We start from the raw sequence: 15,519 nt of genomic DNA, 5'->3' as shown, positions 1-15,519 counted from the left end.
TTTATAGAGAAGGAGATTTTCATGGGAGAGACAACGCAGACAAAAACGGCTCTGGTTACGGGAGGATCCCGTGGTATTGGAGCTGCAACCGTTCTGGCATTGGCCGATCGTGGCTATGATGTGTCTTTTACCTATCGCAACAAGGCTGCACGTGCCAATGATATTGTCTCTCAGGCGACTCAGCGTGGGGTAAAAGCGCTAGCCCTTGGGTGTGATATTACCCGTCCAGAGGATCGAGTCCAACTCTTCCAGCAGGTTCAGCAATGGCAGCCTCAATTGGATACATTGGTCCTTAATGCTTCCGGTGGACTTGAAAAAGAGATGCTGGCACTTGATCCAGAGTATCCGATGCACATGAATCGGGATGCTCAGACGGCTCTGGTTGACCTGGCATTGCCACTATTGCGTCCGGGCGGGACGATCGTATTTATTACCAGCCACTGGGCACATCTCTATGGCCATGGTATCCAACATATTCCGGCCTACGAGCCCGTTGCGGCCTCCAAATATGCAGGTGAACAGGCATTACGAGCACGGCAACAAGAGTTCGCGCAACGTGGCATCCGTCTCATTGTCGTTACCGGCGATCTCATTGAAGGCACCATCACGCCAAAGCTGCTTGAGCGTGCCGCTCCTGGATTGGCCGCTAACCGCAGTATCCAGGTTGGAGCACTGCCAACTACCACAGAAATGGGCGAAGCCATCGCCATCGCCGCCACGGATCCTTCACTACCAGACGGCCACACCATCGTCATTGGAGGCTCCCTCGCATCCCTAATGACCGAAGAAAGCCTCCCATAAACTTTCTGGTAAATACCACCTATAGGTAACTATCATCCCAATCTATGTATAGCGAACCTGTAGGTGGCCACCATTCTAACCTCTGTATATGGCGCAACGCCCACAAACATCCCTTATAACTATGGTGTGTAGTGGGTTGGTGGAGTCGGCCGCGGCCGACTCCACCAACCCACTACACACCACCAATTCGCGAAGCAGGCGCGAGTTTGTGGGGAATGAAAACCAATACATCTCATTGATCTACCTTGACATCTTAAATTGTTATTCCATATAATGAAGTATTAGCGCATTCTAAATCGGAGCTTTTTTTGTGCGCCTCTCATAACGCTATAGCTCTATTAGATATACAAACATCACCTCGTGCACGAGTAAAGCTGTATCTATATCAGCATATAGTCTAGTCATGAGGACACTATAAAAAGTTATTTCGATGTCCTGTAGTGCGAGATCGTATTACTAGCGATGGAGACAAAAGGATTTCTATGAGTGATAAACATAATGAATCTACAAACGAGCAGCCAATCCTGACCACTCGTCAGGGCCACCCTGTTTATGATAACCAGAATCTGCGTACCGTTGGCGATCGTGGTCCCTCGACCCTTGAAAATTACCAGTTCCTGGAAAAAATATCTCACTTTGATCGCGAACGTGTGCCAGAGCGTGTTGTGCATGCCCGTGGTACCGGTGCTCATGGCTATTTCGAGGCTTATGGAAGCGTTGGCGATCAGCCAATCAGCAAATTTACCCGTGCCAAACTGTTCCAGGAGAAAGGCAAGCGCACGCCTGTCTTTATTCGCTTCTCGACCGTTATCCACGGCGGACATTCTCCTGAGACATTGCGCGATCCACGCGGTTTCGCGGTCAAGTTTTACACCGAGGATGGCAACTGGGACCTGGTCGGCAACAACCTGAAGGTATTCTTTATTCGCGATGCCATCAAATTCCCCGATTTTATCCATGCTTTTAAGCCTGATCCCGTAACCAATCGTCAGGATCCCAATCGCCAGTTTGATTTTGTCAGTCAGACGCCAGAGGCGATGCACACGATCACCTGGCTCTTTAGCCCATGGGGTATTCCTGCTGACTATCGTCACATGGAAGGTTCTGGTGTTAACACCTATAAATGGGTCAATGCACAGGGCGAGGCTGTACTGGTGAAGTATCACTGGGTGCCTGCACAGGGCGTGAAGAACCTGACCCAGGAGCAGGCTAACGCTATTCAGGGTAAAAATTTCAACCATGCGACTCAGGATCTTTATGATGCCATTGAGCGTGGCGAGTATCCTTCCTGGGAATTGCGTGTGCAGATTATGTCTGACGGTGAGCATCCTGAATTGGATTTTGATCCATTGGATGATACGAAACTCTGGCCTGAGGATCAGTTCCCGATGTTGCCAGTGGGTAAGATGACACTTGACAAGAATCCAGCCAATTTCTTTGCTGAAGTTGAGCAGGCTGCTTTCGGTACTGGCGTTCTGGTTGATGGTCTGGATTTCTCTGACGACAAGATGCTGCAGGGTCGTACCTTCTCATATTCAGATACACAGCGCCACCGCGTTGGCACAAACTATCTGCAGTTGCCAATCAACCATCCAAAAACGCATGTTGCGACCAATCAGCGTGATGGCAATATGGCTTATTATGTAGATGGTATTGATAGTGGTGAGAATCCACATGTCAACTATGAGCCAAGCTTGCAGAGTGGTCTGGTTGAGTCCCCACGCGCTGGTGTTGAGCATAGCCCAGAGGTATCCGGTAAATTGGTGCGTCAGGCCATCGATCGCAAGAATCCTTACAAGCAGGCTGGTGAGCGCTATCGCAGCTTTGAGGATTGGGAGCGTGATGAGTTGGTCAGTAATCTGGTCACCGCTCTGAAATCCTGCATTCCTGCTATCCAGGAGCGCATGGTATATCATCTGAGTCAGTGTGATGCTGATTATGGTCAGCGTGTTGCCAGTGGTATCGGCATCTCTGTCAAAACAGAGGCTGTTGCTGGCGACTAATAGCGCCTGGCTAATAACTGTGAAAGCAGAGGATCCTCGTTGGTCCTCTGCTTTTTTAGTTTTGGATTAATGGTTGCGTAAGAGATTGGAAGGCTGGATAATAAGGGGCTTCCTCAGTATCTGGCCAGAGCTGGCGCATCTTTTGGGCCAGGGCGTGGAGCGTTGCACCGATCGCTGGTAGATAGTTATGGGTTGCTGTTAGCCGGGCTGCGTTTTCAAAGAAGAGCAGGTAGCGCTGGCGATCGGTCAGGGCCATAATAAAGCGGTCCTGAGGTAGGATGATCTCTAATGGGACCAGGGAGTGAAAGCCCAGGACCCAGGAGATGCAGGCTTCGGTCAAGCCTTGATTGAAGAGTGCATCATCCAGCGCGGCTGGACATCCACGGCCAAGCTCCTGGCGATAACGTATCTCCATCTCCGCCGTGATGTCTTCAGGAATGCGATAGAGACAGCGGCAGGTTGGAAATGGAACTCGACCGTAAGCGCCTTCAAGCAGCGCGTGGGCATACATTCCCCCTTCGAAATCTACCATGCGCATTCCCGTCTGTGTTTGTAGTACGTTATCTGGACAGGCGTCGCTTTGTATAAAAACGAGAAATGGGCCTGGATTCGTTAAAGCTGTCTGTAGCATTGCTAGCTCATGTTCTAGTCCAACCGCCGGTGTGACATTGAGTGTGGTCAGGATCTTCTCCATTGTTTGTGGCAACCATTGATAGTTAAAGTATGGAGAGGGATCCTCTGAGCCAAGGGCGGTTCGTAAGGCTTTATGGGTATCTTGTTTGCCATTTGAGAGTGCGTGGAGGTGACCATGAATACCAGCATAATCCAATAAGGCCAGTCTGGCTTGTGCGGGATCATTTCCCAATAAGGCATGAGTCAGCTCGGTGCCGCTACCCAGATCTTCCATGATGAACATGCCCAGATTGCGATCCCCGGCATAAAATTTTGGTGCCAGTGGTTCATCTGGCGTCAGGGCCTGCACAAATTGTAGGCTGGCCCACTCGTTAAGAAACAGTGGATGAATATCTGTAAGTGGCGTTCCATCTGGCTGGCTGGCCTGTTTTATAATGACACTGGATGACAGGACATCTTGACCCTCTATGACAGGACAACGATAAACCTTAGAGCGCTGGCTACCACCTAAATCTTCACCGGCCCCCAGCCGAATTGTGGTTCCGTAGGTCTGAGTCAGCAATTTTTCTGCCGCAGCCACCGTTTCAACGGCCTGAAGTGGCTGAGTCGTCTGATCTTGTGCCATGGGTCCTTCCTTTCTTTGTCTTCTTTTTTTATACAGTATATGTAATCAAGCAAGCTGCTAGCAAAAATTGAGGTACGCTTCCTTCGCTGCTATCTCTAGTTTGCAACTTTATTGCATGTGTTGCGTAACTTTTTAGAAGGTTTTATACATATGTTATGCGACAATTTTACAGGGGGTTTACAGGATGACACCACAAATGAGCTCTGAGGAACAGCGCCCGCACTCCAATACTTATCAAGGATATGAAGGGCAGTCGGAGATCCGGCAGAATCCACCACCATATGAACAGACGCGACCACCTTATGCGCAAGCGCCCGGTGCCAATAACTTTGTTGACGACAATTTTGTAGAGGCGGTCTCCCAGCGTATCGCCCAGCGCCTGACGCAGAGTGATCAATTTAATGGTAAATTGCGTCAGGCCTCAGGTAGCCAGCGCTCAAGAGCATCTTCCGGTCAGCGTCTGGCATTGGGCATCGTCTCTTTGGGCGTCTTGATTCCATTGGTTTCGGTAATCTTTTCAAATGGACTCAGTTCTGGCATCGCGTTAATTGCGATGGGTATGATCTGTGGTTGCATTTGTTTGATTAATGTGATCTTTAACTATTGAACCTGCTCCTTTTTATTAAAGAGAAACACCAGGCCAGGGGTATACCTGATTTAGTGTTTCTCTATCTCGTTTTTGATACTAGTGATGTCATTGTCGAGACGACCGATATGGTTCTGTACTTCGGCGGTTTTTTGTTGTTCGGAACGCACAAAGCGGGTATAGGGTGCAATCGCGTCCTCGATGCGGCCAGTTGAATTCTGTAGCTCCTTGCGGAACTGCTCGCTCATGGCATTGGTCAGACCTGTTTGCAATTCGGCCATTTTTGCTTCAAAGGCTTTCTTGGCCTGTTTGCGGCGCAATGGAATAATGCCATATCCCACGAGCAATAAACCAATGCCAGCGATAATGCCGGTGACATCGGCTGCCAATGTGCCCATAAAGGCTACAATCAGGGCGCCCAGACCTACACCGCCAGCACCTGTAATCACCGCCTGGGCGACAGTGCTGCGCATATCCTGTGCTAGCTGGAATGTCTCAACTTCTGGATCATAGGTGTTAACCACGCCAGTGACCGTGCGTGAGACGGATTGTAAGAGGACACGGCGGTTATAATCAAATTGTCGGCTGACCGTGCCAATCATCTTGTCGTCTCGCTTCAGACTGACCTCTCGGCGTTGATCCAGGTATTCCATGACACTTTGCCAGAAGCGATGTTCCTGCTCAACCATCCAATCAATCATTTCCTGTACCGCCTGGTCAATGCGGGCCGCACTATCCCCAAGGACCTCTCGTTCAAACTCGCGGCGAATACGCTCGCCCTGCACCAGATCCAGGATGCGACGCAGGCGCATCGTATCATCGAAGAAGAAATCGCCACGCTGGCGCATCTCTAGCACGATGTTGACGATCTCGGTCAGCCGATGCTTAAAATTGCGTTCCATATCCTCGCGATAAAATTTGAGTTGATCTTCAATATTCGCGACGGTACGAGAATCTTCTGCCAGGAGTTTGGCCCGCTCTTCGACCGAGACACGTGTTTGTTGGAGCAGGCGTTGCATGACGCCGAGGGGGCTAAGTAGTTTAATGCGTACACGTTCTTCCGCATCCAATGTCTCAAACAAATACTCTTCAAGCTTACCAAAGCGGCTACGCTCCCAGAAATTCAAGGCATCATTGCCGACCGCTGTAAGCGCCTTCTGCGCCTGTAATGCAGAAACAGGAAAAATGTCCGCTTGAAAGCCCAGTAATTGCTGACAATTTGTGGCAATAAAGGTTGTGATTTTTTGTAACTCTTCGGGTGTACGTACCAGATCGATTTTATTCAGCACAAAAACTACTTTTTTGCCCCAGGCGCGGATACGTTCCAGGAAAGTTTTCTCGCTTTGAGTAAAGGGGCGATCGGTTGAGGTGATAAACAGGATCAGATCGCTACGGGGCACAAATTCTTCGGTCAGGCGTTGATGTTCCTGCAAAACGGCATTGACGCCTGGCGTATCCACGATACTGATATCGCGTAGAAACTCCGCTGGATACTCGATTTCCAGGATATCGTGCGCCAGCATCTGTTGGGATTGCTCTTCGCCATGGCGCAGGATGGTTACCTGATGGGTTGTTGGGATAACCCCTTCTTCCAGTACTTCGCCGTGCAGCAGAGCATTAATGCAGGCAGATTTGCCTGCATTAAATTCACCCACGATGACCAGCAGAAATAGATCGTCGAGCGAGGCTGTGACCTGCCGTAGGGTCTGTTCATATGGCTCGCCACCTTCAAAATTTTCCAGGCAGCTTGCCAGATCAATTGCCAATTGTTTCTCTTGTTGTAACAGGACCCGTTGTCGATCCTGTAGAATAGTCTTGGCCATACTCTTTTTCTCTCCTCTGCAAGGCCACTGTATTACCCATCAATCACGATGAGTGGTGTAGTTGTAATACGTTACAGTGGGGGCTGAGAGAACAGATCTTCTGGCAATATTTGTGGCACAATCACTTTTAGGGATTGTGGTACGACGGTAAGGCGGGTTGGTTGCTCTTCTGACGTACTGGTATGTCCCACAGGCTCTCCATCCACTTGAATAGCAACTGGTTCAGTGGTGGTCAAATTGATGGTATCGCTGACCTCATAGCGCACCCATTGCCGGCGTTGTCGTCGGCGCAGGAGAAAATCAAGCAGCACCGGTAAACGACGCAAGATACTTTGTCGGCGTACAACACAGATATCGAGTAGACCATCATCACATTTTGCTTTCCAGGTATATTTCATCGCGCCACCATAGAGCTGGGTATTCCCAATAATTACTTGCAAGGCGTGAACTTTAATTATCTGGTTATTGAGGCGTAGGGATGCGCGGAAGGCTGGATAGCGCGCCCCCCACCAGGCCGCGACCAGCAAATATCCAATGACGCCAAAGCGTTTCACTGGCTTTTTCTCGACGGCATGGGTAACCTCACCATCTACCCCTATGCCTACCATCAGCAAGAAGTAGCGATCATCAAGTTTGCCCAGATCGATACGGCGTGTCTGTCCATTCAGCAGGACCTCGCTTGCTCCATTCAGGTCCAATGGAATGCCTACCTCACGTGCCCAGACATTAACGGTCCCGCTGGGTAATACTCCCAGGGCCGTATCGCTGCCGGCTAACTCCTGAATAACTTCATGAATAGTGCCATCGCCTCCGATGGCAATCACCACATCAAGATGTTGCTCGACCGCCTCACGGGATAGGCGTCGTGCATCGCCACTGGCCTCAGTCAGCTTAAGTTCAGCCTGCCAGCCGCGTTGGCGCAGGGTTGAGATGATACGATCAATCTGATGAGCGTGTGTCGTATAGCTACCTGAAGTTGGATTCGCGATTAAAATGGCCTTTACGTTTTGCTTTTCGGCGGAAGAATTCGTTTTATGGGTCGTCTTCTGCATTATCAGCCTCACCATCAATGAAAAATTATGTATTCAAAGGTTAATGATAACCTGGACATTTTATAGGTGTTTTATATGGATACGCGCGTATCCATATATGTGTTTACTCATCCATTTCTGTTACGTATTATCATCGTCTCTAGTTGTGACTGGCGAAAATCAGGAACTTCAATCGACGCGTGGCACGCGGGCCAGAATTCCTGATACGACTTCATAATTGAAGGAGCCCAGGCGTTCCGCGACTGTTTCAGCGCTCAGGATCAGTTCTCCCTGGCGTCCAATCAATACGACTTCATCTCCCATGCGTGTTTGAGGAATATGGGTAACATCCACCATACATTGATCCATACAGACACGGCCTAAGATGGGGGCTTCCTGCCCATGGATGAGTACACTGCGCCAATTTTGTGGACCACGGCGAAAGCCATCGGCATACCCGACCGGAAGTACCGCGATGCAGGTAGGTTTTTCGGTGATATATGTACTGCCATAGCTAATGCCTTCGCCGGCCGGAATCCATTTGACCTGTGAGACCTGCGTTTTAAATGAGAGGGCCGGACGGAAACCTTCAGGTAGAGGTACATTGGGTGATGGCTCAAGCCCGTAAATGGCGATGCCTGGCCTGACCATATCAAAACGTGCCTCGGGCAGCATCAAGGTTGCGGCGCTATTGGCTGCATGTACAATGGGAGGTCGTAAACCTTCAGCCTCCAGAACTTGCAAGATCTCGTTGAAGCGGGCCAATTGCATGTGCACATGTGTCTGATCTTCCGCATCGGCCTGGGCAAAATGTGTATAGATGCCTTCGAGTTCCAGTCCTGGCAACTGACCAGCCTCACGTACCAACTCCAGAATCTTGGCGCGCTCCTCATAGCGAATACCCAGGCGTCCCATGCCTGTATCAACTTTGACATGGACCTTGACGAGCTTATTCAAGGCCAGTGCCGTCCGTGAGAGCGCCTGGGCCTCTTCTTTAGAATAGATGGTTACGCTGACCCCGAGGCGTAATGCTTCACGCATCTGCCAGCGTGGTACATAGCCAAAGACGAGGATTGGTGCATTGATGTGAGCGTCGCGCAGTGGTAGTGCCTCACTTACCGTCGCCACTCCGAGCATGCTGGCCCCATTTTGTAGGACGGTGCGCGCGACCTTTAGTGCGCCATGGCCATAGGCGTCGGCCTTTAAGGCAACCAGTACCCTGGTCTGTGGTCCTACCAATGAGGCGATGTGGCGTGTATTGCTGCCAATCGCATTCAGGTCGATCTCGACCCAGGTTGGACGTTCAGCATGCATAAAGAAGGTCTTTTTCCAGCCCGGTGTCTGGCGTACCAGTAACTCAGATGCTTCCCAGGGACGTGCCATCAAGAGCTCAGTTACACGCTCCATTCTTGTTTCTTCAGAGCCTTTGATCAAGATAACCGCAGTGGATGTGGATTTATCCGTTGTCGTTGAGGCGTTAGTGGCTGGTAATGCATCCAGCAGACGACGAGCGGCCTGTGCGGCGTCTTCGTGGGTTGAGGTCATAATGATCCGTTCAAGTGGCATGCCAGCTAATTGCGCTTCTTCAGCGATCAGGGCGGCCCATTCTCCACGCGTAATCAGATAATCTACCTGTTCGACCACTTGCCGCCCAATACTACGATGGGCTTCCTCCTCATATTCGCCCAGGTGTAGCATGTCGCCAAGAATGGCAATGCGCTGGCTATCGGTCGCTGCCAGACTATTGAGCGTCTGTAAGCCTGCACTCATCGAGGCTGGTGTGGCGTTATGACTATCGTCTAGCAGCATCGATTGCCGTACACCGGGGAGTGGATTGAGCCTGCCAGCTAGCGGTTTCAGTTCAGTCAAGGCCTGTTCAACATGTGCTGGATAGATGCCACGGTTGAGTCCAATCTGGTAAGCAGCCAGCATTGTATCAAAGTGATGCTCGCCCAACAATTGAGAGCTCAACTTCACAAAGTCATGTTCTCTTTTATCCGTAGCCTTTGCATCTGCATGCTGCTCGTGTGTATCCTCCAGGGCAATACTACCCTGAATACCCTGCCAGTTTACCGCGGTCACCATTTTTCTGGAGGTCAGTCCCTTAGGGATGGTTGGTAGGAAAGGATGACAGGTGACGGCTGGTATGGTATCGCGCGTATATTGAGTGAGCAAAGCTCGAATGGTTGGATCATCCTGATTGTAGAAGAAGTGGCCGCCAGCAGGTAGACTGGTCAGCAAGGTACTCAATTCAAAGGCCAGATGTTCAAGTGAACTGAAATACTGCAGGTGAGCAGGACTGATATTGGTGAGCACACCGATGGTAGGTTGGAGCATGCGGCAAAGGGCAGCAATCTCACCTGGATGGTCGCAGCCTAATTCGAGAACGGCATATTCATGGCGGGCTTCAAGTCGGCCCAGTGAGAGAGGGATGCCAAGCATGTCATTGTAATTTTGCCAGCTACGGAAGGTGTTAAACTGATGTGCCAGGACGCTGGCAATCGCCTCCTTGGTACTGGTCTTTCCTACGCTGCCAGTTACCGCAATTACAGTGGGATGCCAGATCTTTAAGATGGCGCTGGCATAGTGTTGCAGGGCCAGGCGTGTATCCTCAACCAGAATAATCTCTATATCCTCTTGTGCCAGTGTAGACCGCGTCTGTTCAGATAATTGTTGAAAGACTAATCCTTCGATCAGTAGTCCTGCTGCCCCCTTACGGACGGCATCCAACAAATAATCATGGCCATTTCCACGTTCGCCGCGTACAGCAACAAATAGTTCATCTGGCGTTAGTTGCCTGGTATCATGATTGAAGGCCTGAAAATGTGTATGTTTGCTCTGTTGATGCAAGCTACCCTGGGTCGCTTTTAATAAGTGGTCGAGATAGATCATGGACATCCCTCTGGCTATTTAGTGGAGTAGTGATTGCTCGTTTGGTGTTAGCGTAAGATGATACTCATTTTCTCTTACTTATAGAGTACGATATCACAGTTGTCCCCATGGCTGCGAATAATTTCTGTGCTCTACTCAAGCCTGCTTTTATTATAAAGAAGCGACAGCGATTTTACGCTCAAAGTTGTTAGTTGGTGCGCACATATTGCATGTTCCCGATCTGCTTCACCAGACCATTGAGTTCCATGATTGTTAAGGCGGCGCTCACTGTATTTGTCGCTAGAGTCGATATACGGATGATATCGTCGATATGTTGAGGCTCACGTGTCAGCAGAGCCAGCAGCTGTTTTTCCTCCTCGTTTTCAGGCTCATACAGTGGTAACTCTTCAGCTCGTGGAACTGTATGGATGTTAAGGTGTTCCAGAATATCTCTAACCTCGGTGACAGGATGTGCCCCTTCTTTTAGGAGCTTATTCACGCCGATGCCACTGAACGCGAAGATGCTATTTGGGACCGCATACACTTCGCGTCCCTGGCTGAGTGCCGAGTTGGCGGTGATTATCGCCCCACTTTTATCAGGAGCTTCAGTGACCAGGACTCCTAGCGAAAGGCCAGAGATAATGTGGTTACGTGCGGGAAAGTTGCCTCCATCTGGTTTAATGCCCAGCGGGAAAGAGGTGAGTAAGACGCCCTGGCCGGAATCGACAATCTGTTTGGCCAGGTGATAATTAGAGGGCGGATAGATAGTATCCAGGCCACATGCCAGGACCGCGATGGTGCGTCCCCCTTCATCCAGTGCGGTGACATGGGCTACGGTATCCACACCGAGGGCCAATCCACTGACAATGGTTATTCTGCCTTTTACCAGGTCACGCGCAAAATGTTCAGTCACCTGACGACCATAAGGACTCATCTTGCGTGTGCCAACGATCCCGATGGTATAGCGCAGGTCGTCCTCCTGTAATTGCCCACAGACATACAGTACCGGTGGGGCATACTCCATTTTACGTAGCAATGGTGGATAGTCAGCATCTTTCCAGGTAATCACCTGAATGCGAAGCTTATCCAGGCGCTTTAACTCATCGGCTGGCTCAATGTTGGCGCGCTGCTTGAGAAAGCTGTCGAGTGTACGCTGGTCCAGACCCACTTCTGCCAGTGCGCGCGGTGAGGCCCGCCAGGCGCTGGCGACATCATCGTGAAAAAAATCCAGGAGCATTTGAAAACGTACCGGACCAATGCCCATCACACGACTAAAGGCGATCCAGTATGCAAGTTCATCCAATGATAATGCGTCCGAAGGGTAGTAGCGGGCGGATGTGTCGCTTACTCCCATCCGCCTCTGTTTCTTGCTTACCATGTTTATTCTTCCTCTATTATTTATTTTTTGCAAGCTTTTTGTGTGTCCACACTCGTTCCCTGACGGGAACTTGCTTACTTTGTAGTATGTGGTGCTATTGATGTGCGCCGCAGTGCACATCAATAGCACCACATACTACAAAGTAGAGAATATCTTTGGCGCCCAACTAGCGTGTCAGATATCATTTGATGTGAAAGCTTCTTTCTATATGCCTTGTTTGTCAAATAAACAGGAAAGAATCTTGGTATGCCCGTAAAAATTCAAAGGTCTTGTTAATCTATGTCGTAGTTGTTCGTTTAATATAAATGAGGTTCGGATGGTGCTCGCCCATCACAAAAATCCGAATCCAGGGAATGATGTGGAAGTGGAAGGGAGGTTGTTTGCTACAGATGGGACTCTTCAATGCATGGCATCCTCTTTGGTGTTCTTACGGTTTTGTTCTACATATGCAAAGGACCAGACAGTGCTGTGCCCTTTGGGTAAACAGAAAGTGGGTAGTGATGAGGATGATTACTGTATGAGTAATAATTCAGATCAGCAACTTGATAGCCAACAACCACGGCTTGAGGATAATAGCATACCAAAAACAGGAGGACTTTTAACCAGCTATCGAAATCAGCAGCAGGCAGCTTCTATTTCGCAATCCGGAATACAATCTGAGCCTTTTTCCCCACTGGTATCGGCCCATCCAGAGTCATCGCAGGTGCCTATTTCACGTCTGAAGGGTCCGATCTCCCTTCCTTCAATGCCACTTCCTCCCTCACATGTTCCTTTATCTTCACCGCTACGGTCGTCTCGACTTGACCTGATTGCGACCCAGGGGCAATTGGGTAGCATTCCTGGCTTTTTGTCGACGACGGTAGATCTCGTACGTCATTGGTCAGGTAAGGTGGCTGCGGTAGCGGGCTATAAAGTCCAGCCTCCAGCACCATATATGGAGCGTTATCATGCTCCGAATCCACAGCCAGCTATAACCGAGTCTCCTGTGAGTCAGCCGCAACGTAAGCGCTCCTGGCGACGTTCACGGACCTTACGTATCGCTATGCAGATGAGGCAGCGCCGCGCTCGCTGGCAGCGTGCTCCACGTCGTATCTGGTTTCCTCTGGTCATGGGCCTGCTCTCCATCTTGCTCCTGGTTTCTTTTGCCGGTACTTCGTATAGTTATGGCTATTATGAACACCAATTGCCTCGTGTTAACGAACTGGCCAATGCGCATATTCCCCAGACCACCCGTATTTATGATCGCAACGGAACATTGCTGTTCGAAGCTTATGATCAGAATTCCAGGCAGGGTGGGCGGCGCATGGCCGTGCACTATGAAGACATCCCCCGCGTCATGCAGGATGCTCTGGTCGCGATTGAAGATAAAACCTTCTGGAGTAACGCTGGCATTGAGCCAATGGCAATTGTGCGGGCGGCCGCACGGCAGTATGGCGGTGGCAGTACTTTAACACAGCAAGTGATTAAAAATCTTTCAAATAATCGTGAATATGCGCTTGATCGCAAGCTTACTGAAGCTGCGATGGCGATTGGACTGACAAGGCAGTACTCTAAAAGTAAAATTCTTGAGATGTATTTTAATATAGCGGCCTTTGGTGGGCAGACCTATGGGGTTGAGGTGGCGGTTGAGGATTATTTTGGTTTGCGGCCGGACTGTAAAACGAATCAAAAGTGTATTCCAGGAATTTCCAGGCTGGATTATAATCAGGTTACGCACAAAATTGATCCTTTGTTGGGCCTGGCGCGTGCATCATTGTTAGCTGGTATGCCTAATCAACCTGGCTATAATGATCCAACCCTTGGGCCAGATGCCAAAGGTCGGGCGATTGCGCGCCAAAAACTGGTCTTGCAACAGATGATGCTCCAACATATGGCGGTGGCTGGTCTTGGGCTGGTGACTCCTGAACTGGCAAGTAAAGCTAGTTTGCTCATGGAGAGGACCAGTTTCCAGAGTTATACACGCACTAAGCATGCGCCCCACTTTGTAGATTGGATCATCAATCAAGTTTCGACTGCATTGGGAAATGGTAATGCTGCCGATGGCTATGAGGTTTTTCAAAAGGCTGGTTTAAATATTCGGACTACTATTGATGTAAACTTGCAGGAATATGTCGAGCGGGCCATCGAGCGTCATATCTATCAGCCAGAATACCAAAAGTTGCGGGGTTATTATGCGACTTTAAGTACTTATAATAATTTGCATTCGGCGGCCGTGGTCGTGATGGATGCCAGAACGGGCGAAATCCTGGCGATGAATGGCAGCGCCAATTATAATTCAGATGATCCCAGGGTAGGTGGACAATTTAATGCAGCCGTTAATAGTCGGCCACCCGGTTCGACCTTTAAGCCGATTGAGTATGCGACCGCTTTTCAGATGGGCTGGTATCCAGGTATTATGGTGCAGGACAATCGTACCTATTTTCCGAATGGTGCCCATGTAGGTGCGAGCCTGCCGCTCAGTGACAAAGAAGCTAGCGATAAACACTCAACCATCTATGCTCCTTATGATTATGGGCATAATTATACCGATCAGTTGTTGACGTTACGTAGCAGTATTGCTAATTCTTATAATGTTCCCGCCATTAAAGCTATGCAGTTCAGCGGTGCCCACGAGGTATTGAATACTGCTCGTCGCCTGGGTATTACGACGCAAGCGAATACAGGACTGGCCTGGGCGTTGGGCTCAAAAGATGTCTCGCCATTACAGATGGTTAATGCCTATCAGACCTTTGCCAATGATGGTGTCCGTATCCCTCCTCAAGGAGTATTAGATATCTGGGATAATTCTGGCCAGAACCTGTATCACTATAATCCAACGCAACCACCGGGGGGACGTGTCTTTTCTCCCCAGGTCTCCTATCTGATGACCTCTGTTCTGGCCGATGAATCTTCACGGGCCGCAGAGTTTGGCAGTGACCATGATCTCTCCTTCGCAGATATGGATCCCAATTGTGCCTATTCACACACCACCTGTACACGTCAGGTAGCCGCCAAGACCGGTACGACCGATGAGTTTAGAGATAACTGGACGATTGGCTATACGCCCGATGTTGTCGTTGGTGTCTGGGTCGGTAATGCTAATAATGAGCAGATGAAAGATGTGATTGGTATTACGGGGGCTGGTCCGATCTGGCATAGCATCATGGAACGCGTGATGGGACGCTGTAATGAAAATCCTTTGCCTACCAATGCTTTTGTAGCAGCCGATCAGATTGCCTGTGGACCCGATTATCATTTCCGCTTTTCACAAAATCCGCAATGGACATTTTCGGTGCCGCCTGGTCTGGAAATGTCTCCGGCTGAGACGCTGATAGGATTGCGTGGCGGTGGGCAGCCGGATTTGACGATCGAGGATCTGTCTTCCTACCAAAGCGCTGCTGGAATTTTGCCATAGGAGAGCTTTCTCATCATTACAGCTGTAATTTGCTTATGTATGCCACTCAGCAGTATAGTCTGTGCTGAGTGGCTTTTCTTTTACGATTAATTGTACCTGAAACCTCGCGCCTGCGGCGCGAGCTTAATTTCAGATGTGTGGTGGGATCAGGGCGGTCGCGACCGCCCTGATCCCACCACACATCTGAAATGAGGAATAGATGGCAAGAAAGGCACCAATCTCATTTTCAAGGTGAGGTGTGAGGCCGCTGCGGCGGCCTCACACCTCACCTTGAAAATCCAGGCTCGCGCCGCAGGCGCGAGCTTACAGATATGAGCATAGACACATAACTATAACTAGACAGACATCCACTATCCCCTATTTGGGTAGGTGTG

Annotated in this window: 9 protein-coding genes; 4 read left to right on the top strand and 5 right to left on the bottom strand. The window is 49.9% G+C overall.

Going from position 1 to position 15,519, the window contains the following annotated elements; all coding sequences use genetic code 11:
- The first annotated feature begins 21 nt into the window (after positions 1–21).
- Together EL633_RS05815 and EL633_RS05810 are read left to right on the top strand one after the other, a co-directional pair.
- Positions 22–801 (top strand): SDR family oxidoreductase, encoded by a 780-nt coding sequence (locus tag EL633_RS05815; RefSeq protein WP_126626283.1) that lies wholly within the window; start codon positions 22–24, stop codon positions 799–801.
- A 482-nt stretch (positions 802–1,283) separates the two neighbouring features.
- Positions 1,284–2,804 (top strand): catalase, encoded by a 1,521-nt coding sequence (locus tag EL633_RS05810; protein ID WP_126626282.1) that lies wholly within the window; start codon positions 1,284–1,286, stop codon positions 2,802–2,804.
- Between the two features lie 55 nt (positions 2,805–2,859).
- Here the strand turns inward: EL633_RS05810 and EL633_RS05805 are convergent, their stop codons facing one another.
- On the bottom strand, positions 2,860–4,062 hold the full coding sequence (locus EL633_RS05805) for a hypothetical protein (protein ID WP_126626281.1): 1,203 nt from the start codon (positions 4,060–4,062) through the stop codon (positions 2,860–2,862).
- Between the two features lie 184 nt (positions 4,063–4,246).
- On the opposite strand from EL633_RS05805, the gene EL633_RS05800 reads away from it, so the two are divergent.
- Positions 4,247–4,669: a hypothetical protein gene (locus tag EL633_RS05800; RefSeq protein ID WP_126626280.1), complete on the top strand. Its 423-nt coding sequence runs from the start codon at positions 4,247–4,249 to the stop codon at positions 4,667–4,669.
- 50 nt (positions 4,670–4,719) lie between these two features.
- Here the strand turns inward: EL633_RS05800 and EL633_RS05795 are convergent, their stop codons facing one another.
- From EL633_RS05795 to dprA, 4 genes are all read right to left on the bottom strand, one after another.
- Positions 4,720–6,471: a dynamin family protein gene (locus EL633_RS05795; protein WP_126626279.1), complete on the bottom strand. Its 1,752-nt coding sequence runs from the start codon at positions 6,469–6,471 to the stop codon at positions 4,720–4,722.
- A gap of 71 nt (positions 6,472–6,542) precedes the next feature.
- On the bottom strand, positions 6,543–7,523 hold the full coding sequence (locus tag EL633_RS05790) for a diacylglycerol/lipid kinase family protein (RefSeq protein WP_161981980.1): 981 nt from the start codon (positions 7,521–7,523) through the stop codon (positions 6,543–6,545).
- Between the two features lie 168 nt (positions 7,524–7,691).
- The gene (gene alr / locus EL633_RS05785; RefSeq protein ID WP_161981979.1) at positions 7,692–10,394 is read right to left on the bottom strand and encodes an alanine racemase; all 2,703 of its coding nucleotides are present in this window, start codon (positions 10,392–10,394) and stop codon (positions 7,692–7,694) included.
- A gap of 187 nt (positions 10,395–10,581) precedes the next feature.
- Positions 10,582–11,751, bottom strand: a complete 1,170-nt coding sequence (gene dprA / locus EL633_RS05780; protein ID WP_161981978.1) for a DNA-processing protein DprA — start codon at positions 11,749–11,751, stop codon at positions 10,582–10,584.
- A gap of 517 nt (positions 11,752–12,268) precedes the next feature.
- Here dprA and EL633_RS05775 point away from each other — a divergent pair.
- Positions 12,269–15,145 (top strand): transglycosylase domain-containing protein, encoded by a 2,877-nt coding sequence (locus tag EL633_RS05775; RefSeq protein WP_161981977.1) that lies wholly within the window; start codon positions 12,269–12,271, stop codon positions 15,143–15,145.
- Positions 15,146–15,519: the final 374 nt, after the last annotated feature.

The organism is Dictyobacter alpinus (genome assembly GCF_003967575.1).
Classification (GTDB): Bacteria; Chloroflexota; Ktedonobacteria; order Ktedonobacterales; family Ktedonobacteraceae; genus Dictyobacter; species Dictyobacter alpinus.
The sequence above is the reverse complement of the archived record's forward strand: the minus strand, read 5'-3'. Positions and strand labels throughout refer to the sequence as shown.

Bases quoted from the DNA above. Each gene is read 5' to 3' on its own strand.
- EL633_RS05810 (WP_126626282.1), top strand. From the start codon at position 1,284: ATGAGTGATAAACATAATGAATCTACAAACGAGCAGCCAATCCTGACC.
- dprA (WP_161981978.1), bottom strand. From the start codon at position 11,751: ATGGTAAGCAAGAAACAGAGGCGGATGGGAGTAAGCGACACATCCGCC.
- EL633_RS05775 (WP_161981977.1), top strand. From the start codon at position 12,269: ATGAGTAATAATTCAGATCAGCAACTTGATAGCCAACAACCACGGCTT.
- EL633_RS05790 (WP_161981980.1), bottom strand. From the start codon at position 7,523: ATGCAGAAGACGACCCATAAAACGAATTCTTCCGCCGAAAAGCAAAAC.
- EL633_RS05805 (WP_126626281.1), bottom strand. From the start codon at position 4,062: ATGGCACAAGATCAGACGACTCAGCCACTTCAGGCCGTTGAAACGGTG.
- EL633_RS05795 (WP_126626279.1), bottom strand. From the start codon at position 6,471: ATGGCCAAGACTATTCTACAGGATCGACAACGGGTCCTGTTACAACAA.
- EL633_RS05815 (WP_126626283.1), top strand. From the start codon at position 22: ATGGGAGAGACAACGCAGACAAAAACGGCTCTGGTTACGGGAGGATCC.
- EL633_RS05800 (WP_126626280.1), top strand. From the start codon at position 4,247: ATGACACCACAAATGAGCTCTGAGGAACAGCGCCCGCACTCCAATACT.
- alr (WP_161981979.1), bottom strand. From the start codon at position 10,394: ATGATCTATCTCGACCACTTATTAAAAGCGACCCAGGGTAGCTTGCAT.